Raw genomic sequence first — 23750 nt, forward strand, 5'->3', positions numbered from 1 at the left:
AGATGTAAATTGAAGGAGAGAGTTTTTTGAAACATACGGAAATACTTTGGGATGAGGCGAAGGATTTTATTGATGTCTGCTATCAGGAACTCGGAATGGAATCGCAAATCAACGAGCGACTACACGCGATAAAAGATGAGATAGATCGGACGGGGAGTTACGTCCATACGGCGGAAGAGCTTGAACACGGGGCGAAAATGGCGTGGCGCAACAGCAACCGCTGTATCGGGCGTCTGTTCTGGCAATCGCTGAACGTCATTGACCGGCGCGGTGTGAAAACGAAAGAAGAGGTGCGCGACGCATTATTTGAACATATTGAAATCGCCACGAACGGCGGAAAAATTAAACCGACGATTACGATTTTCCCTCCTGAGAAGAATGGGGAAAAACAAGTGGAGATCTGGAATCACCAGCTCATCCGCTATGCGGGATATGAGACTGAAAAAGGAAGAGTCGGTGATCCGGCATCATATGAGCTGACGGCTGTCTGCGAAAAACTCGGCTGGCGCGGGAAGCGGACCGATTTTGATATTCTGCCGCTGCTTTTCCGGATGAAAGGGGACGGGCAGCCGGTCTGGTATGACCTGCCTCAGACGCTCGTGAAAGAAGTGCCGATCACCCATCCGGATATTGAAGAGTTTGCCGATTTAAATCTCAGATGGTACGGGGTTCCGATTATCGCCGATATGAGGCTTGAAATCGGCGGGCTGTCGTACAACGCGGCGCCTTTTAACGGATGGTATATGGGAACCGAAATCGGCGCAAGGAACCTTGCTGACGAAAAACGGTATGATATGCTCAAAAAAGCCGCTGCGGTCATGGGGATTTCCGCCAGCCTGAATACCGACCTGTGGAAAGATCAGGTGCTGGTGGAACTGAATAAGGCAGTGCTCTATTCATACAAAAAACACGGTGTCAGCATTGTCGATCACCATACGGCGGCGAATCAATTTAAACGCTTTGAAGAACAGGAACAAGACGCGGGCAGAAAGCTGACGGGCGACTGGACCTGGCTGATTCCGCCGATCTCGCCGGCTTCCACCCACATTTTCCATAAATCATATGACAATACGATTGTGAAGCCGAATTATTATTATCAGGACAAGCCTTATCAGTAACTGATGGTAAAAGTGCGGTACCCTTTCAGACGGTGTGATTCTTCGATGGTTACGCCTGTGACATTTGAGAAGGGGCTGCCTTTTCTGACTGCTTCGGCAAATTGTTTTAACGACTCTTCAGGACCTTCGGCAAGGATTTCCACCCGGCCGTCATCACGGTTTTTTACCCAGCCGGCTACCTTATGTCTGTCGGCTTCCATCTGGACGAAGTAGCGAAAACCTACGCCCTGAACCCGGCCGTCTGCAATCATATGATATTGAAGCATGGAAAAACCACCTTTTTCTTACTATGATAAAGGAAAGATATGAGATTTCGCAAAGGATGTGAACGAGGTGACGCAAGACTATTCTGTCTTATCTATCAATCTCGGAAAGCCCGCAATTCATGAATTTGCCGGCAGACAAATCAATTCCGGCATCATAAAGCGGCCCGCAGATTCTCCCGTCATGCTGTATAAAACCCATTTTGACGGGGACGGGCAAGCCGACTTGAAGCATCACGGAGGCCCCGATAAAGCGGTGTGCGTGTATCCCGCCGAGCATTATTCATATTGGGAAACAACGCTCGCGAGAAAACTTCCCGCCGCCGCGTTCGGGGAGAATGTAACGGTCAAAGGACTTGCCGAACAAGACGTGTGGATCGGAGACGTCTTTCAGCTGGGGGAAGCCGTCGTTCAAGTAAGCCAGCCGCGCCAGCCCTGCGTCAAACTCGCGCTCAAATATGGCATCAAAGATATGGTGCTCCGTGTACAGCAGACGGGATTTACCGGCTTTTATTTCAGGGTGCTTGAAGAAGGATATGTCGATCCGCGTCCCGTCCTCAAGCGTCTGTCGAGAGGCAAAGAAAGCATTTCCGTCTGGTATGCGAATGAAGTGAAATATCGTGATTCCGGCAATCTGTCAGCGATTGAAGAAATACTGCGGGAAGAAGCGCTGTCAGAAAGCTGGAGGGAGTCCTTCCTTAAAAAAAGGGACAGGCTCAGGAATGTATAGAAAAAAAGCCGTGCTGCACTGACAGCACGGCTGATTTACGTTATGCTTGTTTTTTTGTTTCCAGCAGATTGGCAAGGAAGTACTTTTTGAAGCTTTGAAGCTTTCTTCCTTCATAGTGGGTAATTCCTTTTTTCTTTAACTCTTCTACATACCAGCCTTTACTGCCATAATGCATGTCAGAAAACTCCTTTCTCCGTTCTCCCGCTGGGGAGGTTTCTTCAGTTTTTGCCAAACTTTTGGCATTGTAACATCTATAAAAAGACGCTGAAAAGGGATAACACAAAAACTGAGACTTTCGATTCAGAGATGTAAAGCTTTCTTACATATATATGTAAAGGGCGGTCTTTTCATGCTTAATGGCCGGTTAATTTTAACAGCACCGTTCCGAGTGTCATGATTCCGAAAACGACGCCGAAATAAATCAGCATCCCCTTCTTTTTCTTCACCCCGTAAACGGTGAGAATGATGCTTTCAATAAAGAAAATAAACCCGAAGATAATAAACCACATGTTGAAAAATGGCTCCTTTCACAGACATATGTCCAGTGTAGCATAACTCTTATAACGGGGCATAAAAAAGCCGGGCACTGTATCAGTGTCCGGCAAGTTTGACGAGAAGCTGGGCCAAATGCTGTTTTTCATTGTCATCCGCAATGGCCCACAGTTCTTGTAAGAGTTTTTCTTCCGCATTGCGGGGCTCCTCGTGTTTGGCGAGATAGTCCCCGAGGATGGCGGCGCTTTTGATGATTTTGCTGTCATCCAGACCCAGTTTTTTTCCGGCGGAAATTTTCTGATGAAGGTACGCCTTAAATTCCTCGAAATCCTCTAAAATCTGCTGTTTCGTTACGCCGTGCATGGCGTGTATTTCGTTTTCGATTTTGATTTTTTCTTTATCTTTTTTCATGCGTCTCCCTCCTTCGGGTTAGTTGTTGTATACCTGTTTGGGAGGGAGATGAAACATTACAATGCAGTTAAAATAATCGGTTTGTCTTTTGTGATCACGATGGTGTGTTCCACTTGGGCGACAAGGCTTTTATCCGGCGTTTTATACGTCCAGCCGTCTCCCGTTTCAACAATCGTTTCCGCTTTCGTGGAAATAAACGGCTCAAGCGCGATCACGGTTCCGTTTTTAAGAAGCGCGTTATCAAACGGATCGTAGTAATTCATGATGTGGTTCGGCGCTTCATGGAGGTTTCTGCCGATTCCGTGGCCCGTCAGCGTTTTAATGACGGTAAATCCGTTGGAGCGGGCTTCATGGTAGACGGCTCTGCCGATCTGGTTTTGGCGTTTGCCGGCTTTTGCCTGATCCAATCCTTTCTGAAATGCGGATGCTGCGCAGTTACAAAGCTTTTGCAGACGTTCATCGCCTTCTCCGAGCACAAATGAAATTCCCGTATCGGAATAAAAACCGCCGAACTCCGCCGAAATATCGATATTTACAAGATCTCCGGCTTTTAAGATTTTAGAGGCGCTCGGAATGCCGTGAGCGACTTCGTCATTTACGCTGATGCATGTCACGCCCGGGAAATCGTATTCCTTCTCCGGAGCGGAAGCGGCTCCGTGCTCGTCAAGCACCGCCTTTCCGATCAGGTCAAGATCTTTCGTGCTCATGCCGGGCTCGGCTTTTTTCTTCATTTCTTCACGCGCCAGCGCGACGATTCTGCCGATTTTTTTCAGGCCTTCTAATTCTTGATCGTTCGTTACAATCATTGTCATTCCCGCTTTCTATTTTTAATCATCTGATTCAAGCTTACCACAACTGGTTTATAAATAGAAAACCAACAAGCCTTATGTGAATAAATGAAGGAAAATTGGTATAGATCACTAGATAACTTATGTGGTATATTTAAGAAAAAAGAAGGGGGATGGGTAAAATGCTTCAATTTTTGCAAAAACTCGGAAAATCATTTATGCTTCCGATTGCCGTTCTGCCCGCCGTTGGTATTATTTTGGCCATCGGCAGAGAGGACTTATTAAATATTCCGTTCATTTACGCGGCGGGGACCGCGGTATTTGATCATCTGCCGCTGATTTTCGCGATCGGAATCGCGATCGGGATTTCCAAAGACAGCAACGGGGCCGCCGCTCTGTCGGGAGCAATTTCTTATATCATGCTGGACGCGGCTGTAAAATCAATCAATTCGACAAATAATATGGCCGTTTTCGGAGGGATTATCGCGGGGTTAATTGCGGGATACACGTATAATCGCTTTAAGGATACGAAGCTGCCCGAATATCTCGGGTTTTTCAGCGGGCGCAGGCTCGTTCCGATTGTAACGGCGCTGATTACCATTATTTTGGCGGGGATCTTCGGATTTGTGTGGCCGCCGATTCAGTCGGTGATTACGTCCTTCGGGGAATGGATGATCGGGCTTGGCGGGATCGGCGCCGGGATTTACGGGATTTTTAACCGGCTTTTGATTCCATTCGGTCTTCATCATGTGCTGAATAATATTTTTTGGTTCCAGTTTGGCGATTTTCACGGAAAAACGGGAGATCTGGCCCGCTTCTTTGCGAAGGATCCGACGGCGGGAACTTATATGACGGGATTCTTCCCGATTATGATGTTCGGGCTTCCGGCTGCATGTCTGGCAATGATTGCCGCGGCTAAGCCAAGTAAGCGCAAAGCGACGGCCGGAATGATGATCGGTCTCGCGCTGACGGCATTTATTACCGGAATTACAGAGCCGATTGAATTTGCATTTATGTTTTTATCACCGCTTTTGTACGGGGTTCATGCTATATTAACCGGGTTCTCTTTATTTATCGTGAATGTTCTCGGAATCAGGTCAGGTTTTTCATTCTCGGCGGGGGCGATCGATTATCTCCTCAGCTACGGCATTGCCGAAAAACCGCTTTTGCTGCTCGTTGTCGGGCTTTGTTATGCGGTGATCTATTTTGTCGTATTCTATATGCTCATCAAAACGTTAAACTTGAAAACGCCGGGACGGGAAGATGATGAGGAAGAGGAAGAAGTGCTTAGTGAAGATACGGCCGGTTCCGTCGAAGAACATGCCATGCTCAAGGGGCTCGGCGGCAGGCAAAACCTCGAAACGATTGATCACTGTGCGACCCGCCTCAGGCTGACCGTGCAGGATACGTCTCTCATTAATGAGGCGGCGCTTAAAAAAGCGGGAGCAAAAGGGGTTATCAAAACGGGGAATAAAACGGCGCAGGTCATTATCGGGCCGAACGTCGAATTTGTCGCGGAAGAGCTGAGAGAAGCCGTCAGCCGTGACGACCAGAAGCAGACTTGAAAAATCCGGATCACCTATGTGATCCGGATTTTTTTGAACATATATCAAGTTTCACATAATGTACAAAAAACAATGTTTTCTTCTATGTTAAGATTCATGTAGAACAAGTATGGAGATGATGTAAGGTGACATGGATTGCAGTTGTTTCAATTGTTGTCATAAGCCTGATTAAGATTTTGCTGACATGCCTTCCTACCGGAGCGGTGGAATGGATTCTCCGCAAGTTTGAAACCCATTCAAAGCTCAGTGACGCGTCCGCTGCCGTTTCCCTCGGCGGAAAACGTCTGGAAGGCGAAGACAAACGCCGGGTGATTGATGATTTTAACGATGCCGTGTTTATCGAACGGCATTATATATACCCAGGGGATGAAGAGCGTTATCTTCATCCGCAAAACGGAGCCGATCCGCTTGTCATTAAGACGAGAAAAGGAAAAAAAGATGTGACGGTGTTTGTATACAGCTACGAAGATCATGTAGATGTCGTCAAACAGCAGAAAAAGAAAGTCGTCGCTTATTCAGTTCTTTCCGACAGCCTGCAAAAGCGCTCTATGGCCGCTGCCGGGAGCTGAACATAAAAAAGCCAGATCATTGATATGATCTGGCTTTTGTTTATTCTTTTTGATCATCTGCTGAGGAATCTTCACGCTTCGTATAATCGAATTGTGAAGGGTCCACTTTCTTAAAGCCTTTCGGCTGATAGAAACGAAGCAGATCGCCGTTGATGATCTTATCAGACATTTCAAGCTCAGTCTTGACGAGAGAGTCTTCTTTTTTGTCGACTTCTGAATCATCTAAAAGTCTTCCGGTTTTCGTATCGTAATACTTGCCGGACACTTTCGTATAGTTCGGTGAGATGAAGTCTCCGTTACGGAACGGAATGACTTCTCTGTGCTCTTTCGATAAGATATCTGAACCTGACATGAGATAATCTTTCGTATCGACGCCGAGCAGGTGAAGAACGGTCGGCGCAACATCGACTTCACCGGCAAATTTATGATTGCGGCCGCCTTTCACGCCGGGAGCGTGGATAAAGAGCGGCACCCGCTGAAGCTGGGCATTGTCGTATTCAGTGATCTCATCTTTGCCGAGCACTTTCGCCATCGCTTTATTATGGTTTTCGGAGATGCCGTAGTGGTCTCCGTACATCACGATAATCGACTTATCGTACAGGCCGTCTTTTTTCAGGTCATTAAAGAACTGTTCGATTGATTCATCCAGATAGTTCGCGGACTGGAAGTAGTTATTGACGACTGAATCGCCAAAGTCTCCCGCCGGGAAGTCCGTGTCTTCTTTATCCATTCCGAACGGGAAGTGGTTGGACAGCGTAATGAACTTCGTATAGAACGGCTGCGGCAGGCTCTTTAAGAGCGGCATGGATTCTTTGAAATACGGTTTATCTTTCATGCCGTAGTTTTTCGTGTTTTCTTCGCTCATGTCATAATAAGCGGAATCGAAAAACTTATCGATGCCTTCCGCTTTGTACATTTCGTTACGGTTCCAGAAAGTCTGCGTATTTCCGTGGAAAGCGGCAGATGTGTACTTTTTGCCTTTTAGGATCGCAGGAACGGACTGCAGCGTGTTTTGCGCTTTATTGACGAAAACCGAACCTTGCGAAAGCGGGTACAGAGAGTTCTCCATCATAAATTCCGCATCAGATGTTTTACCTTGTCCCGTTTGGTGGAAAAAGTTATCAAAGTAGAATGTTTGATTATCGTGCGCCAGTTTGTTTAAAAACGGCGTCACTTCCTTGCCGTTAATTTTATAGTCAATGATAAAGGATTGCAGAGACTCTAATGAGACGTAGATGACGTTTTTTCCTTCGGCTTTTCCGAAGTAGACGTTGTTCGGCACGTCATAGTTGGCCTTCATATAGTTTTCCACATCCGTTACATCGCTTGAATCGGCAAGCGCGCGCTGGCTGTTTGATTTCACATTCTGCACGGCATCGTAAATCGTAAAGTTGTACGTGCCCAAGTATTTCACCAGATAGTTTCGGTCAAATGAGCGTGTCAAAAGCTCAGGACGATCGGATTCCGCGACGGCGAGGTTGATCAGGAACACAAGCACGGCGGAAGCCAAAACGATTCTGAATGATTTCTTCGCCGGTTTTTCAGCCGGTTTTTTCATCTTAAGGGCCAAAATAATCAAAATGACGGTATCCAGGAAGTAGAAGGCGTCTGTCCATCTCATTAACGAGAACGCGCTGTCTCCGAGCTGGCCGCCGTTTGTCTTTGCCTGCATCATGACCGGGATGGTAATGAAATCATTAAAGAATCTATAATAGACGATGTTTGCAAAAAGCAAAAAAGACAATAAAAAATGAATCACAATAATGGCTGTCTGCTGTAATTTTTTCTTGAAAAGAAGCCCAAATCCAAGAAAGAACAAGCTGGAGCTCAGCGGATTCACAAAAAGCAATATTTTCTGGATCGTGTTGTCTATGCCGAGGTTAAAGTTTAAAATATAAGCGACATATGTTTTCACCCACAATAACACGACCGCTATCAAGAAGAAGGCAAGTCCTCTTTCTTTTATAAATGTTTTCATTGTTACACTCCTTTTTTCCGATCACGGTTTACACGGAACGATAGAAAAAACGAACGTAATCAATATACCATGAAACCAGCAAATAGAAAAGGTGGAAAAGGCTCATCGGAAAAAGGGCGAAAAACGCTGTCGCAACGGCGGTTGATCTGTTGAATGACAGCTTTAAAACATATAAATGGAACAAACTGGGATTTGTGTTTCCGTATGATCATACCCGGTTCTATTGAAAAAAGAGGTGAACAGTGATGGATATTGCCCATATCGTGGCTGAAGATAAAATCAAGCGCGCCATTAAGGATGGAGAGTTCGCCGACATCAAAGGAATGGGAAAGCCCCTGCCCAAAGACGATGCCGCACATCTTCCGGAGTCGCTCAGAATGGGCTACCGCATATTAAAAAACGCCGGGATCGCCGAGGATGAGGGCGCGCTGAAGAAAGAGCTGATGACGCTCGATTATTTGATCGCCAAGTGCCGCAATGAACAGGAGCGGGATCACCTGCGGAACAAACGGACGGAAAAACAAGTCAGACTCGACAAACTGACGGAGGAGAAAGCCATGTTCTCAAAACCCGCATCTTCTCATTATAAGGAGAAAGTGTACAGACGGCTGGGCCGCCCGTAAGCCGGCTCTTTAGATTTTTTTCTGAAAAGGAATGTGCTCCATAAGGCGCGGGCAGGAAATGTGGAGCAGGCCGTTTACGCACTGCGCCTGTAACAGGTGGGGCTCAGCCGGTTCAGGAAGCTCAATCGTCTCATCGATTTCCCCGTAATACCGGTTTTGGCAGACGCCCATGTTCTTTGGAAAAAGGGGTGTGATGTTTCCTCTTATATGCAGCCGTGTTCTTGACAGCAGCCTCAATGTCAATTCTTCTTCGTAAACGCCGGGCATTTCCACAATGACAAATGTGTGCTGTTCATCCTGATAAATATCATAAGTCAGGGTGTTTTTTTGTAAGGAGAAAAAATCTTCGGGAGATTTCCGTTTCAGGACATTGGTCCAAAAGTCGCTGGGCTTGTGCTCGTTCGTAATCTCAAGCCACTTTCTCATTTTCTCGATATCCACTTCGGCAGAACCTCCCTATATTTGATTTGCGATCGGCATTGACGGGTTGGCGATCTGATCCTGATCGCTCACGTCAGGGTCAAGATGGCCCGAATTCAAACATCCGGCGGCCGGCGAAAAATCCCCTAAAGAAAAGTTCGCGCCGACAAATTTGCTGTTGGCGGTGTGGCTGTTTTGTACGGTCTGACCGATATCGACGTTTCCGTTTTGCGTTGCTCCGTTTACTTTTATATTGACGACGTTAATTTGGTAAGGCATTCATAAAAACCCCTTTAATCTATAATGGGCGGCACCGGCGTAATATTTGCGGTATCTGCGGTTCCGATGGCTGTCTGGTCGTTGACATCAGGATCATTTAACAAGTTCTCCATCATCGATTCTATAGGTGACGTATCGCCGAATGAAGAGTTCAGTCCTTGTGATTTGTTATTTGTGGTGGGACTGTTGTATGCCGCTTCCCCAATCGTAATAGATCCGTTGCCAGAAATACTGTTAATCTTCAAATAGTACAGGTTGATAACAGTGGATGGCATCTCTTCACACCTCTTTAACTTAGTTGTACAGTACTGTATGCTTTTTGTGCTCCTGTTGTGAATTCCGCCCGGACATGTTCCCGATAAAACAAGAAGTCAAGGCCCGGTTCCGGCGGGGCTTTTTTTGTTTCAGGGTCTTTCGCAGTATATTTGTGATGAAAGCGCTATAAAAATAGATTGACGACATGTATATACATCATTACAATAGAGTCATAAACATGTATATACAAGTTTGTAAGACAAAATGAAAACGGTTACGGAGGGGTTGGCATGGGTGAGTTTAACCGGGCTGCGCGGCAGATCGCTGAAGCTGTCGGCGGAATCGAAAATATTGAGGCGGCGACTCATTGTGTGACGCGTTTGCGGTTTGCATTAATAGATGAAACCAAAGTAAACCAAAAAATGCTTGATGCAATAGACATTGTCAAAGGATCTTTTGCGGTAAACGGGCAGTTTCAAGTCGTGATCGGGCAGGGGACGGTCAACAAAGTATATGCGGAATTAGTGAAGGAAACGGGGATGGGTGAAGCGTCCAAGGATGACGTGAAGAAGGCGGCGGCGCAAAAAATGAATCCTTTACAGCGTGCTGTGAAAACGCTTGCGGACATCTTTATTCCGATCTTGCCGGCGATCGTCACGGCCGGGCTGTTAATGGGTCTGAACAATATCTTAACGGCGGAAGGCATTTTCTACAGCACGAAATCGATTGTCCAAGTGTATCCGCAATGGGCGGATCTCGCCAATATGATTAATCTGATCGCGGGGACGGCTTTCGCTTTTCTGCCGGCTTTAATCGGCTGGTCGGCAGTGAAGCGGTTCGGAGGAAGCCCGCTTTTGGGCATCGTGCTCGGGCTGATGCTGGTGCATCCTGATCTGTTAAACGCATGGGGCTACGGGGCTGCCGAGCAGAGCGGCGATATTCCGGTGTGGAACCTGTTCGGCCTTGAGGTGCAGAAAGTCGGGTATCAAGGTCAGGTGCTTCCGATTCTGCTGGCGTCTTATTTACTTGCCAGGCTTGAGCTCTTTTTGACGAAACGGACGCCGGAGGGCATTCAGCTGTTGGTCGTCGCGCCGGTGACGCTTTTGGTCATCGGTTTTCTATCCTTTGTCATCATCGGTCCGATTACCTTTGCGATCGGTAACGCGCTGACGGCGGGATTGATTGCCGTTTTCGGCCAATTCTCCGCCATCGGAGGCCTGCTGTACGGAGGGCTGTATTCGGCGCTTGTGATCACGGGGATGCACCATACGTTTCTCGCGGTCGATCTTCAATTAATCGGCTCAAAGCTCGGCGGCACATTTTTATGGCCGATGCTCGCATTGTCAAATATCGCTCAAGGATCGGCGGCTTTGGCCATGATGCTGATTACAAAAGATAAAAAACAGCGGGGGCTTTCACTGACGGCCGGCATTTCCGCATATTTGGGCATTACCGAGCCGGCGATTTTCGGCGTGAATCTGCGTTACAAATTTCCGTTTGTGATCGCCATGATCAGCTCGGGAATCGCGGGGATGTTCATCTCCGTCAAAGGCGTTCTCGCAAGCTCGGTCGGAGTCGGCGGCGTGCCGGGGATCTTCTCCATTATGAGTCAGTACTGGGGTCCGTTTGCGATCGGAATGCTGATCGTGCTGATTCTCCCGTTTGCGGGAACATACGGGTATGCGCGGCTGAAACGGCAAAAATAGAAAACCTGCGGGGCGCCTTCTATCAGGCTGTCCCTTTTCCCTTTCAATTCAAAACATTACAGGCGGTGAAGAAAAATGAAAACAGACAGCACATCATGGTGGAAAAAGGCAGCAGTATATCAAATTTATCCGAAGAGCTTTAATGATACGACGGGAAACGGGATCGGTGATCTGAACGGTATTATCGAGAAGCTTGATTATTTGCAGAAGCTTTTGATTGATGTCATTTGGCTTACGCCGATTTACGATTCGCCGCAGAATGACAACGGTTATGACATTCGCGATTACTGCACCATTTATGAAGAATACGGAACGATGGAGGATTTTGAACGCCTTCTCGATGAAGCGCACAAAAGAGGAATCAAGGTCGTCATGGATCTTGTCGTAAACCATACATCAGTCGAGCATCGGTGGTTCAAAGAAGCGGTCTCGTCACCCGACAGTCCGTATCGGGATTTTTACATTTGGAAAGACGGAAAGGAAGACGGCCGGGCGCCGAACAACTGGGAATCAAAATTCGGCGGTTCCGCTTGGGAGCTCGACCCGGTGTCAGGCCAGCACTATCTGCATTTATTTGATGTGTCGCAGGCCGATTTGAACTGGGAAAATGAAGAGATGAGAAAACAGGTTTACGACATGATGCATTTTTGGTTCCGAAAAGGGATCGACGGCTTCCGGCTGGATGTGATCAACCTCATTTCTAAAGACCAATCGTTTCCTGATGCCGAGGATGGGCGTGACGGGCGCCCTTATTATACGGACGGGCCGCGCGTGCACGAATTTCTCCATGAGATGAACCGGGAAGTGTTTTCGAAATATGACAGCATGACGGTCGGTGAAATGTCCTCGACAACGGCTGACCACTGCATCCGGTACACAAACCCTGAGAATAAAGAACTCGATATGACTTTTAACTTTCACCATTTAAAAGTGGATTATCCGAATGGTGAAAAATGGGCGCTCGCTCCGTTTGATTTTCTGAAGCTGAAACGGATTTTAGCGTTTTGGCAGACGGAGATGCAAAAAGGCGGAGGCTGGAACGCATTATTCTGGTGCAACCATGACCAGCCGCGGGCCGTATCCAGATACGGAGACGACGGCGTATACCGCACAAAATCAGCCAAAATGCTGGCGTCGGCCATTCATATGATGCAGGGCACGCCTTACATTTATCAAGGTGAGGAGATCGGCATGGGCAATCCGAAATTCGATGACATCGGCTCATACCGCGATGTCGAATCATTGAACATTTACAAAAAGATGAAGGAAGAAGGCGTGCCCGAAAATGACATTATCGCCATTTTAAAAGAGAAATCAAGAGACAATGCAAGAACCCCCATTCAGTGGAACAGCGGGCCGCACGGCGGTTTCACGACGGGAACGCCTTGGATTCCGGCGGCGGATGATTATCGGGACATTAACGCGGAAGCGGCTTTGCGGGACCCGGATTCAATTTTCTACCATTATCAGAAGCTCATCAAGCTCAGAAAGGAATATGACATCGTGACTGAAGGAACGTTTGAGCTGCTTGCTGAAGACGATCCGGCGGTTCTGGCGTACGTCAGACACGGCAAGGATGAAAAACTGCTGTGCATCAACAACTTCTACGGGAAAGAAGCTGACTTTACGGTTCCGCTTAAAGACACGGACGGCTGGCGGTTTACGGTGCTGCTGACGAATGATGAACCGAGGGAAGGGCGGCCGGAACGATTGACGCTCCGTCCGTATGAATCGATCGTTTATCATCTGACAAAAGCGTGATACACTAATCTGGGTGGTCAAATGAAAGTGAATAAATACATCACAATCTATAAAGATATGGTGCGGCAGATCGAAAGCGGCCAGCGGAAGGCTGAAGACGTTCTTCCGTCTGAAAATGATTTGTGCGATCAATACGGCACATCACGAGAAACCGTCCGCAAAGCGCTCAATATGCTGGCGCAAAACGGCTACATCCAGAAAATCAAAGGCAAAGGCTCCGTCATATTAGATAGAGAAAAAATGCGTTTTCCCGTCTCAGGCCTGATCAGCTTCAAAGAGCTTTCGAAAACGCTCGGAAAAGAGACGAGAACGGCGGTTCACCGTCTCGGGCTGATCCTGCCTCCCACAGAAGCCGCAAAAGAGCTTGGTGCAGAAGCGGATGAAAAGGTGTGGGAAGTCGTCAGATCAAGACGGATTGACGGAGAACATATTATTTTGGACAAGGATTACTTTGTGAAAAAACATGTGCCTCTATTGACGAAGGCGATTTGCGAAGATTCGATCTATGAGTATCTCGAAGGAGAGCTCGGCCTGTCCATCAGCTACGCGCAAAAGGAAATTGTCGTGGAGCCGGCGGGGGAAGAGGATCGGAAGTATTTGGATCTCGGCGGATTCAGCCATATGGCGGTCGTGAAAAACCGCGTCTTTTTGGAGGATACCAGCCTCTTTCAGTACACGGAAAGCCGGCACAGGCTCGATAAATTCCGTTTCGTCGACTTTGCGAGAAGGGAAAAATAAAAACGGACTGCCGCGGCAGCCCGTTTTTTTGTCAGTATCAAAATGAATACTATCCAACAAAAATGTGCGTACTGGTACTTTCAAAAATATTGGCTACAATAGTACATAACGATTGAAAAGGAGAGATCATGAATGTCAGATAAAAAACAGCAGATCATCGAAGCGTATCAATTCAGACACGCCACAAAGGAATTTGATCCTGAGAAAAAAATTTCAGAAAGCGATTTTGAATTCATTTTAGAAACGGGAAGATTATCCCCAAGCTCACTCGGTTTGGAGCCTTGGAAATTTGTCGTCGTTCAAAACCCGGAGCTTCGTGAAAAACTCCGCGAGTTCACATGGGGGGCGCAAAAGCAGCTGCCGACCGCAAGCCATTTCGTACTTCTGCTTGCCCGGACGGCAAAGGATATCCGTTTTGACGCCGACTATGTCAAAAACCACCTGCGGGAAGTCAAAAAAATGCCGGAAGATATGTATGAAGGCTATATCAGCAAAACGGAAGACTTCCAGAAAAATGATTTCAATCTGCTTGAATCAGATCGCGCACTGTTTGACTGGGCATCCAAACAGACTTACATCGCCCTCGGCAATATGATGACAGCCGCTGCGCAGATCGGAATCGACTCCTGCCCTGTAGAAGGCTTCAACTACAAAGAAATTCACCGGATTCTTGAAGAAGAAGGGCTTCTGGAAAACGGAAGTTTCGACATCTCTGTTATGGCCGCATTCGGCTACCGTGTCAGAGATCCGCGCCCGAAAACAAGATCTGCCTCAAAAGACGTAGTAAAGTGGGTATAAGATAAAAAAAGCTGCCGGGCGTGTCCCGGCAGCTTTTAATGTTTATTTGGTTTTGCTAAAAAACAGGCGGTGATCCAGGATGTAACGGGAATGATGATGCCGATCCCGATTCCGGCACAAAGAATGGTGACGGCTTCCGCACTGAATACTTTTGAGTTCACAATTTTTTCAGCTGAGTATGATAAGTCTTTAAACCAGATAATTAAAGCCAAATAGCTGCCGAAAAAAGCAAAGAATAACGTATTCGTATTCGTTCCTAAAATATCTCTCCCGATGCTTAATCCGAATGTGTACAGATCTTTTCTGCTCATGGACGGATTATGACTGTAAATTTCCCGCATGGGTGAAGTAATGGAAATCGCGACATCGATAATCGCCCCAATCGTGCCCATGATGATCATGGCTGCGGTAACCTTCACAAAATCCACCCCGACAAACAGTGTGAATATGCCGATATCACCCAATTCTTCTTCACCGAATCCCTGAATCGAAGTATGTTTTGTTACAGACATAATAAAAAACAGCAGCAATGCAATCGTCAGCATTGCGGAAATAAAGGCGGTTACGGTTTTGACGTTTCCTCCATTAATATAAAAAAGAGTAATGCTGCAAATCACGGCGGAAGAGAGCAATGTTAAAACAATCGGATTGATATGCGGGTCTGTCATGAAAATGATGGTGAGAAAGAGAACACCGAAATTTAAGAATAACGCAATAAAAGACCTCGCTCCTTTTTTTCCGCCGATGATGACCATTAATAGAAATAAAATCGCCGCGAGAATTACGATGACATTCATGAGCTTGCCTTCTTTCGTTTAATAAAAAAGATAGAAGCATACAGACTGGCGGGTATGGCTAATACGATTCCGATCCCTCCGGCCAATGCTCTGGCTATTTCCAAGGAAATGTTCATAGAAAGAGTGAATCCTATCGGGGAATCATTTTTCAAATACAACAGCATCATCGGAATAGAGCCGCTTATATAAGCAAAAAACAGAATGTTGGTCATCGCCCCCATGATGTCTTTTCCGATCTCCATCCCGGAACGTCTGAGAGCTTGTAATGAGATACCCTTGTTTTCTTCATATAATCCGAAGACAGATGACGTCATGGTAATGGCTACATCCATGACCGCTCCCAGTGATCCGATAAATACCCCGGCCATAAACACCGTGTGATAAGGGCGGGTTAAATACTGCATTTCCTCATATCTGAGACCTTTCTCTCCGGTTGCCAGCATCACCAGATACGTAATCAGCAGGGAAACGAAAGTGCCTGCGAGTGTCGCGGCAATGGCGGCGTATGTTTTCGCGTGAAAACCGCTGACAAGCAGCAATGAGATGACAGTAAAGATGAGAATACAGATACCGCAGATGAAAATTAAACCTATATTAGGATGCTTCCTGTACAAATCTAATGCAAACGACAGTAAAACGGCGTTAAACATCAGGCTGACGATCGAAAAGAAGCCTTGTTTTTTGCCGACGATAAGCAAGGTGAAGATGAAAACCCAAGCGATCAGCAAGAGCTGTTTATCCCGTTTTTTATCTATAATGCTTCCCGATATATCTTTGTTTGATGGTTTCCCTTTATCAATAGAAACGAATACTTCATCGCCAATCTTATATTTCTGATCGTTCGCTCCGGATGATGAATACTGATTGGACAAATGAATGAGCTGTCCTTTCTGACTGCCGTTTTCAAGTCTGGCAGTGATCGTCTGACTGAAAATCTTATCTTTGTTTTTATGCATGTCCTGTACGTCAGACTGGTGTTCCAATGTTGTTTTCGTCACTTTGGCAATCGGGCGCTCATAAAAAGAAGCGTTGTGAGTGACGAAAATGAGCGAGCTGATAAAACAGAGCGCTGTTATCACGTAAAACAGCTTTTTCTTGTAAGACATGCGGTTTTGTTTGTTTCCTGTTATCTTCAAAAAAAGTCCTCCAAACAGGCGGCGCCGTGTGAAAGAGAGGCCCTGCCGTGAAGTGTTAAACGATGCGGATGCAGTCTTTCGCGAATAACGTTCATATTTTATCACTCGGCCGTACGGCTGTCGACTCAGAGGGGGACCGAGAGAAAAAGCTCCCCTGAAATCAGATCAGGAGAGCTCTTGGGATGAACCGCCCGATAAAAGCGGTCTTTTTATGCTTCGTTCACTTTTTTTGCTTTTCTTCTTTGATACAGATACAGTGCGGTTCCGAGCGCGCTGATGAGTAACCCGGCAAGAAGGATGGAATACATCGTTGTGGCCGTATCAGGAAGCAGGCCGCCCGGCGATACTCCGTCCTGCGCAGTGCCGGATGACGGTTTTTGTCCGCTTGGCTGCTTTCCGGAGCCGTGATCTCCGCTTGTCGGCGGCGCGCTCTTCGTGTTTGCGTTTAATATGGTGTATTCACTGAAATGATTTGTATAGCCCGTGACGAGATCGTGTGAAACCGAACCGTTGTCTGTTTTTGTATAGACGTTCTTTTTCCGGTCTACATGGTAAATGCCCGGCTGTTTCGCCTTTTTCGTATTCTCAATACGCAGGGTGAGCTTTACCGGCGCTTTGAATGTTTTGATGTCTTTGTTTTTCTGCTTCATTGTAAAGTCGTATACATTTGAAAGCGCCCCGCTTACTTTTCCTTTCGGCGTCACGCCGAATCGTGTATCAGCTGAAGCAGCGTTTGCCATCGGCATTTTCATGCTGAACTTGTCATGCAGGATCGTAAGGGAAGAATCCGATGTTCTGTCCTTTAACAGGCCGATTTGTTTTTTTGTCACGCTGAGATCAATCGGCTTTTTGGCGCCGTCATTCTTATCGTAATACACGATCGGCGTATTGGCGTTTTTGGCATAGACGGCAAATGCGCTGTCATCTTCAAGCGTCCACGAGCCGTTTTTTTGTTTCGTCGGCAGGTACACTTCCTGCGCGCGGCCGTCAACTTTCGGTTCCACCGCTTTTCCCGCTTTTTCAAGCTGCTCGGTGAAGACCTCATAGTCGACAAAGCCAAGGTCTTCTTTATGGGACGCTTCGTTAAAGACGGAATATCCGTCTCCGCCTTCACCGACAAAGTTACTGGTGGCGACTCTGTATGTCTTCTTATCAGAAATCGGCTTTACGCTGCCGTCATCCTGTACGGCCGCAGCTTGAAGAACGCGGTGTCCCGGCTTTTTATTCAGTGTAAACGTGTATGTTAAACCGGCAACTTGAGGGAAGGCGCCGCCTTGAGCCTCAATTCCGCTTAACCCTTGTTCCAAGGCTTGTTTGATCTGTTTTCCGGTTAAATCCGCGACGTAAAGCGTGTTGCCGAACGGCATCACATTCAGCACATCGCCGAGTGTGATGTCTCCTTTATCAATGCCTGCGCGGATGCCGCCCCCGTTTGTGATCGCGATTTGGGCGCCGGCCGCTTCCTTCGCTTTTTGCAGCATGCCGTCTGCGATGAAGTTTCCGAGATTGGTTTCTTTGGAGCGGACATGCTCGCGCTGGCCGTCAAGTGCGACCTTCGTTGAACCGACTTTTTCATTTTTAACTGAGACGAGCTCTTTTTTAAACGGATCAAGCTCTTTTTTCAGATCCGGGTCTTCTTTCGTCTGCTCGTTCACCGGCAGCGCCTGAAGAGAGGATTGTTCCGGCAGAACGACGCCGTTTTTGTCAAATGCGACATCGACACGGCCTAAATATTCGCCGTATTCTTTTGCCTGGGCGACGATGGTCGGCTCTTCGTTTTTGACAACTTCCATTTTATCTACAAGCGTATGCGTATGTCCGCCGACGATTAAGTCGATGCCTTTTACCTTTTTTGCGAGATCGAGATCACGCTGATGCCCGATATGGGTCAGGGCGATAATTTTATTGACATGTTCCTTATTCTGTATTTCTTTTACCGTATCTTGTGCGGATTGGAAGGCATCATGAAAGACAATGCTTTTTCCCGGGCTTGATGTGACGGACGTATCTTCTGTCGTTAAGCCGAATACGGCGACTTTTTCTCCGTTTACATCAAGCAGAATGTATGGATAGATGCCTGCTTTTTTCTTTTTCCCTGCCGTAAATGTGTCTGCTTTTTTCATGAATGGTCTGAGTTTTGACTCTTTGGACACATCGACATTTGAGCTGACGAGCGGAAAGTCAGGCGCTTGAAAATTGTATTTTCCGGACGGATCAGCCGCGCTCCCGTTACCGCTCAGGAAGCTGGCGAGAGCACCCGGACCTTTATCAAACTCATGATTTCCGAAGGTCATTGCGTCGTAGCCCATGCTGTTCATCAATTTTAAATCAGCCAGCCCCTGCCACTTTGTGAAATAGAGATCGCCTGAGAAAACGTCTCCCGCATCCAGTAAAATGCTGCGGTCGGTTTCGCTTCTGATTTCTTTGATTTTCGTCATCCGCCTCGCCGCGTTATCAAGGTGGGCGTGCGTGTCGTTTGTATGCATAACGGTGAGTTTCCATGCATCATCTTTCGGCGGCTTTGTGCCCGGTTCATCATCTTTGAATTGGAGCTTGTACTGTCCGTAGCCCGCGTTTTGTGATTCACCGATATAGGCGACGTCATCTGCGCGGTCGGCAAACGGCTTTGCAGCCAAGGAAGATTCAAATGTCAGGTTTGTCCCTTTGACCGGAAGGATGGACCAGTTATGATCAGCCTGCGGATTAATCGTTTTCTGCTGGATGATGTAATCCATTAAGACCTGCCTGTTCTCATCGGCAGAAGAGTATACGATTTTATCATTGCTTAAGTGAGGGAATCCTCCGCCGCCTGAAGCGCGGTAATTATTTGTGACGATCAGAAATTCCTGCTTGGCGCTGACGGGCTTTCCTTGATAAGAAAGGTTGACGATCCGGCTTGCATCGGGATGAATGACTGTTCCGTTTTCGTTGTATTTCGCCGGTTTTGTGACATCGACCTGATAGGTGACACCGTCAATGACATCAAAATTGTATGAGCGGTAGGCGTCATTTAAAAGCGCTTGGCTGCCGCCTTTTGCCTGATCGATCTGATTAAATTGCCCCGCGGACATTTCGAGCCAGTCTTTCACTTCGCTTCCGTTCAGCTTGACGATCTGAACCGTGTTGTCATACAGGTACAAATCGCCGATGTTTTTGATGGCGAGGTCGCCAGCGGAAATGTTTGTATAGTAATTTGAGCCGTTCCGCCCGCCGGCTTTAAACGGAGCGCCCGCCGAGAGGATTGGCAGATCTTTGTATTCCGTATCCTTCATCTTATTTTCGGCGTACCATTTTTGCGCATCCGTTACGATTTGAATGGACGGATCATCTTTGACTTGGGCGAAGAAACTGTTGATATCGGCTTTTGTCTGGCCGACGGGTTCTCTGATGTATTTCAAAGTGCCTTCGTGCGCTTTTTTGACGGTATTGACGACGGTTTCGTTTTCCGACGTCACATTGCCGGCAATCGGCTCGATGCTGCCTTTTGCATCTTCCACATGCCACACGCTGTCTGTTTTTTCAAGCCGGAGGTCGATGACGCCGGCATATTTGCCCCAGCTGCTTGACATGACAACGGGGATGCCGTTAATCGTGCCTTTATCGACGTCGAATTGATCAGCGCCTTTGTATTCGGCATCAGGGAAAAGCCCGTGCTGATGGCCGGATACGATCGCGTCAATTCCGCCGACTTTCGTTGCCAGGTCAAAAACGGCGTTTTCCGCTCCGGAAGACTGCGCTTTTTTTTCGATGCCGCTGTGGGCGAGGGCGATGACGATATCGGCTCCTTCAGCTTTCATTTTCGGAACGGTTTTCTTTGCGGATTCCACAATGTCTTCGACCTGAACGCGGCCTTCGAGATTTTTCTTATCCCACGTCATGATTTGGGGAGGAACAAAGCCGATGTAGCCGACTTTTATCTGATGCTTGCCGCCGTTTTCATCCGTGACGGTTTTGTCTTTTATGACATAAGGCGTATAACGGTTTTCGCCGCTTAATGTTTTCACATTGGCGTTAACGATCGGATAATCAGCGCCTTTGATTGTCCCGTCCAGAAATTCAAGCCCGTAATTAAATTCATGATTGCCGAGTGTTCCTGCGTCATAATGCAGACTGTTCATCACTTCAATGATCGGATGGGTCTTTGCGCCTGAAATGATATCATTTTTCTCATATTTTACGGCGTATTCTCCGAGGGGATTCCCCTGAATCAGGTCTCCGTTATCGACAAGCAGCGTATTCGGATTTTCGCGCCTGTGCTTCTCAATAAGCTGAGCCGTTCTGGCCAGCCCGAATTCCGTTGTCGGTTTGTCGCTGTAGTAATCGTAGTCCATCATGTTAGCGTGAACGTCAGTTGTGGCTAAAATGCTGAGATTCACACTGGAGGATTTGTTTTCTTCTGCTTTAATGGGTGATGTTGGGAGGATTAGACTAAGTATCATAACTAGGGGCAGCAGAATACGGAGTGTCATATTGACGCTGCATCGTCTTTTCTGTATTCTCACCTGTTCTCCACCTTTCAACAAATTTTGTCATGCAGTACCATTGTAAGAATATTTTGTGAAAGTTCATATAGATTTCATGATGATTCTTGTAAAAAGATGAAAAATGAGGATAATGACCTATGTAAAACGGATGAGCGGCAAACGCGTTACCTATGTTTGATGTTAGTGTGGCTGGGGTACATGGATTTATGTAGACTTCATCAAGCAGGAGGTAGTAACTATGGGTAAAAAAATTGCAGTTGTATTAACGGATTATTTTGAGGATGTCGAGTATACTGAACCTGCGAAAGCTTTTAAAGATGCGGGTCATGAATTAACCGTAATTGAACAGGAAAAAGGAAAAACAGTCAAAGGCAAACAAGGGGAAGCGGAAGTGAAAGTGGACGCGTCCATCGATGATGTGAATCCGAAAGACTTTGACGCATTGCTGATCCCGGGCGGATTCTCGCCTGACATGCTGCGTGCGGATGACCGTTTCGTCCAATTTGCCAAAGCGTTCATGGATGATAAAAAACCGGTGTTCGCCATCTGCCACGGACCTCAGCTTCTCATCAACGCGAAAGCATTGGACGGGCGCAAAGCGACAGGGTTTACTTCAATCCGAATCGACATGGAAAACGCGGGCGCGAATGTTGTGGATGAAGAAGTCGTCGTCTGCCAGAACCAGCTGGTCACAAGCCGCACACCGGATGACATTCCGGCATTCAACCGCGAATCATTAAAACTGCTTGCGTAATATAATAGCGGAGCGCCGTATCAGGCGTTCCGCTTTTTTTGTGAAGATTCCCGGATGACCAGCTCAGGCGCCAGAATAATGCGTTGTTTTTTGTGCTGGGAACTGGTGATTTTATGATGCAGCAATTGAGCCGCTTCTTTTCCCGACTGCCGCGGAAAGGAAGAAACGGTTGTAAGCGGGGGATAAGAAATTTCAGCTTCCGGCACGTTATCAAAGCCGATAATGTCAATATCTTCGCCCGGAACGAGCCCGGCTTTTCTGATCCCTTGCATGACGCCGAACGCGACCAAATCACTGAAGCAGAAAATCGCGGTCGGGCGCTCAGACCGGCGGAGGAGCTCCGTCACGGCTTCACAGCCTGCTTCGCGGGTCGGCGCGCTGTCAATGACATATTCATTTTTCACATCCAGATCCGCTTCACGGAGCGCTTTTTTAAACCCTTTCATACGCTTCGTCCATGTTGATGAGTGCTTCACGCCGCCCAGAAACGCAATCTCCTGATGGCCTTTCTCAATGAAATGACGCACTGCCTTATAGGTGCCTTCCTCATAATCGGCTCCGACAAAATCACAATCTGCATCGGCAATCTCCCTGACGGCGAGCACGAGCGGAATGTCAAGCTGCTCAAGGCGGGAAAGGGTTTCCTCAGCTGTACCTGAAACCGGACACAAAATCAATCCGCCGACCCTGTGCTCCAGCATGGTCGAGATCAGCTGTTCCTGCTTGGCGACGGAATCAAATGTCGTGCCTAACAGCACCGTTAATCCGACTTCCTCAAGCGTATTCTGAACGCCGATCAGAAACTCTGAGAAAAACGTATTGGAAATGTCAGTAATAATCAATCCTACCGTTGTGGACGTCTGTGATCGTAAATTCGCGGCGACCCGATCATATACGTACCCCAGCTCCCGCATGGATTGCAGCACTTTCTCACGGGTCGCTTCGGAAATTCGCGGATTGTTGCGGACGATTAATGAAGCGGTGGATGTTGAGACGCCGGCATGCTCAGCGACCTGCTGCAATGTCACTCGGCGTTTTTTTTGCTGTTTCATACGTCGCATTCCTCACTTGGTTTTTATTCGTTACATCCATTATAAGCGTTTTGGCGCATGAGAAGAAAGAGAGAGGGGAGAAAATGACAAAGCGCCGGAAGACGGAGTGTCCTTCGGCGCTTCTATTACAATAGGTTATTCAAACATTTGCTCTTTAATATACTGAACCGGCATTTCACGGCCTGTCCAATATTCAAACGCCATGGCGCCCTGCCAAAGCATCATGCCGAGGCCGTTAATGGTGCTGCAGCCGGCCGCTTGAGCTTGTTCAAGCAATTTCGACGTAACGGGGTTGTAAACGACGTCTGTCACAATCAAATCAGGACGGAGCATGGATGTATCTTCAATGACGCTCAAGCCTTCAAGCGGTTTCATGCCGACACCTGTTCCGTTTGTGAAAATATCGCTTGAAGCGATTTCAGCACGCAGCGCATCTTGATCTTCGAGCGGGAAGACTTTCGCTTTGCAAGAAGATCCCTTCATTTCTTCATTGATAATGCGGACGTTTTCTTCCGCTTTTTCGAAAAACGCGTCATTACGGGCGAAAATAGAGATTTCTCCGAGGCCTTCCAATGCGGATTGAATCGCTATCGGAGTGGCGGCCCCGCCGGAACCGACCAGCGTCATTTTTTTGCCTGTGATATCGATGCCGTGTTCTTTTAAGTTGCGGACGTATCCCATACCGTCAGTCGAGTGTCCGATCAGTCTGCCGTTTTCATTAACGACTGTATTCACCGCGCCGGTGAATTTCGCTGAATCCGCGAGTTCATCGAGGTAAGGGAGAATGTTCATCTTGTTCGGCATCGAGACATTGAATCCTCTGACGTTTAAGGCGCGCATTCCCGTTACCACATCTTCCAGCTGTTCATTGCCGACTTCAAACGCGAGGTAAGCGTAGTTCAATCCTAATTTTTTAAACGCCAGGTTGTGCATCGCCGGAGATAAAGAGTGTCCGATCGGTGTCGCGAATAATCCGATAAGCTGAGTTTTTCCGTTAATCCGTCCTAAATCTTTCTTCATGATGTATTCCTCC

General features: G+C 47.4%; 24 protein-coding genes. 10 read left to right on the top strand and 14 right to left on the bottom strand.

What is annotated here, in order from left to right:
- The first annotated feature begins 26 nt into the window (after positions 1–26).
- Positions 27–1118: a nitric oxide synthase gene (nosA, locus tag ACNFN4_RS13795; protein WP_020955496.1), complete on the top strand. Its 1092-nt coding sequence runs from the start codon at positions 27–29 to the stop codon at positions 1116–1118.
- Here the strand turns inward: nosA and ACNFN4_RS13800 are convergent.
- A complete protein-coding gene (locus ACNFN4_RS13800) occupies positions 1112–1384 on the bottom strand; it encodes an acylphosphatase (RefSeq protein WP_015239384.1) in 273 nt (90 codons plus the stop codon). The two genes, nosA and ACNFN4_RS13800, sit on opposite strands and share 7 nt — an antisense overlap.
- A gap of 67 nt (positions 1385–1451) precedes the next feature.
- Between ACNFN4_RS13800 and ACNFN4_RS13805 the strand changes: the two genes are divergently transcribed.
- Positions 1452–2111 (top strand): MOSC domain-containing protein, encoded by a 660-nt coding sequence (locus ACNFN4_RS13805; protein WP_104679045.1) that lies wholly within the window; start codon positions 1452–1454, stop codon positions 2109–2111.
- 40 nt (positions 2112–2151) lie between these two features.
- Here the strand turns inward: ACNFN4_RS13805 and ACNFN4_RS13810 are convergent, their stop codons facing one another.
- From ACNFN4_RS13810 to map, 4 genes are all read right to left on the bottom strand, one after another.
- Positions 2152–2286: a YflJ family protein gene (locus ACNFN4_RS13810; protein WP_003155609.1), complete on the bottom strand. Its 135-nt coding sequence runs from the start codon at positions 2284–2286 to the stop codon at positions 2152–2154.
- Positions 2287–2464: 178 nt separating this feature from the next.
- Positions 2465–2620: a hypothetical protein gene (locus tag ACNFN4_RS13815; protein WP_003155608.1), complete on the bottom strand. Its 156-nt coding sequence runs from the start codon at positions 2618–2620 to the stop codon at positions 2465–2467.
- A gap of 82 nt (positions 2621–2702) precedes the next feature.
- Positions 2703–3014, bottom strand: a complete 312-nt coding sequence (locus ACNFN4_RS13820) for a DUF3243 domain-containing protein (protein WP_014417180.1) — start codon at positions 3012–3014, stop codon at positions 2703–2705.
- Between the two features lie 56 nt (positions 3015–3070).
- Positions 3071–3820: a type I methionyl aminopeptidase gene (gene map / locus ACNFN4_RS13825; protein ID WP_014417181.1), complete on the bottom strand. Its 750-nt coding sequence runs from the start codon at positions 3818–3820 to the stop codon at positions 3071–3073.
- Between the two features lie 164 nt (positions 3821–3984).
- Between map and nagE the strand changes: the two genes are divergently transcribed.
- Entirely contained in the window at positions 3985–5367 is a 1383-nt protein-coding gene (nagE, locus tag ACNFN4_RS13830) for an N-acetylglucosamine-specific PTS transporter subunit IIBC (RefSeq protein WP_017419100.1), read from the top strand.
- 125 nt (positions 5368–5492) lie between these two features.
- On the top strand, positions 5493–5936 hold the full coding sequence (locus ACNFN4_RS13835; RefSeq protein WP_017419101.1) for a YfmQ family protein: 444 nt from the start codon (positions 5493–5495) through the stop codon (positions 5934–5936).
- Between the two features lie 40 nt (positions 5937–5976).
- On the opposite strand, the gene ACNFN4_RS13840 is transcribed toward ACNFN4_RS13835, so the two are convergent.
- Positions 5977–7914 (bottom strand): LTA synthase family protein, encoded by a 1938-nt coding sequence (locus ACNFN4_RS13840; RefSeq protein ID WP_017419102.1) that lies wholly within the window; start codon positions 7912–7914, stop codon positions 5977–5979.
- Between the two features lie 245 nt (positions 7915–8159).
- Here ACNFN4_RS13840 and ACNFN4_RS13845 point away from each other — a divergent pair, with 245 nt between their 5' ends.
- Positions 8160–8537: a DnaJ family domain-containing protein gene (locus ACNFN4_RS13845; RefSeq protein ID WP_020955499.1), complete on the top strand. Its 378-nt coding sequence runs from the start codon at positions 8160–8162 to the stop codon at positions 8535–8537.
- 9 nt (positions 8538–8546) lie between these two features.
- Here ACNFN4_RS13845 and ACNFN4_RS13850 read toward each other — a convergent pair whose 3' ends face one another.
- Genes ACNFN4_RS13850 through ACNFN4_RS13860 form a run of 3 tightly spaced genes read right to left on the bottom strand, consistent with a single transcriptional unit; the run spans position 8547 to position 9511 of the window.
- Positions 8547–8978, bottom strand: coding sequence for an Hsp20/alpha crystallin family protein (locus ACNFN4_RS13850; protein WP_007408495.1), 432 nt, complete (start codon positions 8976–8978; stop codon positions 8547–8549).
- Positions 8979–8993: 15 nt separating this feature from the next.
- Complete coding sequence (locus tag ACNFN4_RS13855; protein ID WP_003155595.1) at positions 8994–9236, bottom strand: spore germination protein; 243 nt, start codon at positions 9234–9236, stop codon at positions 8994–8996.
- A gap of 14 nt (positions 9237–9250) precedes the next feature.
- Entirely contained in the window at positions 9251–9511 is a 261-nt protein-coding gene (locus tag ACNFN4_RS13860; RefSeq protein ID WP_007408496.1) for a spore germination protein, read from the bottom strand.
- Between the two features lie 270 nt (positions 9512–9781).
- Here ACNFN4_RS13860 and treP point away from each other — a divergent pair, with 270 nt between their 5' ends.
- The 4 genes from treP (at position 9782) to ACNFN4_RS13880 (ending at position 14494) form a co-directional block, all read left to right on the top strand.
- Positions 9782–11197, top strand: coding sequence for a PTS system trehalose-specific EIIBC component (gene treP / locus ACNFN4_RS13865; protein WP_104679047.1), 1416 nt, complete (start codon positions 9782–9784; stop codon positions 11195–11197).
- A gap of 75 nt (positions 11198–11272) precedes the next feature.
- Complete coding sequence (gene treC / locus ACNFN4_RS13870) at positions 11273–12958, top strand: alpha,alpha-phosphotrehalase (RefSeq protein ID WP_104679048.1); 1686 nt, start codon at positions 11273–11275, stop codon at positions 12956–12958.
- A gap of 21 nt (positions 12959–12979) precedes the next feature.
- Positions 12980–13696, top strand: coding sequence for a trehalose operon repressor (treR, locus tag ACNFN4_RS13875; RefSeq protein ID WP_061861963.1), 717 nt, complete (start codon positions 12980–12982; stop codon positions 13694–13696).
- 132 nt (positions 13697–13828) lie between these two features.
- Positions 13829–14494 (top strand): NAD(P)H-dependent oxidoreductase, encoded by a 666-nt coding sequence (locus tag ACNFN4_RS13880; RefSeq protein WP_029974056.1) that lies wholly within the window; start codon positions 13829–13831, stop codon positions 14492–14494.
- Between the two features lie 35 nt (positions 14495–14529).
- Here ACNFN4_RS13880 and ACNFN4_RS13885 read toward each other — a convergent pair whose 3' ends face one another.
- The 3 genes from ACNFN4_RS13885 to ACNFN4_RS13895 form a co-directional block, all read right to left on the bottom strand.
- Positions 14530–15291, bottom strand: coding sequence for a YibE/F family protein (locus tag ACNFN4_RS13885; protein ID WP_094296478.1), 762 nt, complete (start codon positions 15289–15291; stop codon positions 14530–14532).
- A complete protein-coding gene (locus ACNFN4_RS13890) occupies positions 15288–16427 on the bottom strand; it encodes a YibE/F family protein (RefSeq protein WP_215797370.1) in 1140 nt (379 codons plus the stop codon). The genes ACNFN4_RS13885 and ACNFN4_RS13890 overlap by 4 nt, the downstream gene beginning before the upstream one ends.
- A 209-nt stretch (positions 16428–16636) precedes the next feature.
- Positions 16637–20929 carry a multifunctional 2',3'-cyclic-nucleotide 2'-phosphodiesterase/3'-nucleotidase/5'-nucleotidase gene (locus ACNFN4_RS13895; RefSeq protein ID WP_448200258.1) on the bottom strand — a complete coding sequence of 1431 codons (4293 nt, stop codon included), beginning with the start codon at positions 20927–20929 and terminating at the stop codon, positions 16637–16639.
- Between the two features lie 220 nt (positions 20930–21149).
- Between ACNFN4_RS13895 and ACNFN4_RS13900 the strand changes: the two genes are divergently transcribed.
- Positions 21150–21665, top strand: coding sequence for a type 1 glutamine amidotransferase domain-containing protein (locus ACNFN4_RS13900; protein ID WP_003155578.1), 516 nt, complete (start codon positions 21150–21152; stop codon positions 21663–21665).
- A 20-nt stretch (positions 21666–21685) separates the two neighbouring features.
- Here the strand turns inward: ACNFN4_RS13900 and ACNFN4_RS13905 are convergent, their stop codons facing one another.
- The gene (locus ACNFN4_RS13905) at positions 21686–22717 is read right to left on the bottom strand and encodes a LacI family DNA-binding transcriptional regulator (protein WP_172870070.1); all 1032 of its coding nucleotides are present in this window, start codon (positions 22715–22717) and stop codon (positions 21686–21688) included.
- A gap of 135 nt (positions 22718–22852) precedes the next feature.
- Positions 22853–23737, bottom strand: a complete 885-nt coding sequence (locus ACNFN4_RS13910; RefSeq protein ID WP_014720860.1) for a shikimate dehydrogenase — start codon at positions 23735–23737, stop codon at positions 22853–22855.
- Positions 23738–23750: the final 13 nt, after the last annotated feature.

Source organism: Bacillus sp. N1(2025), from assembly GCF_053470005.1.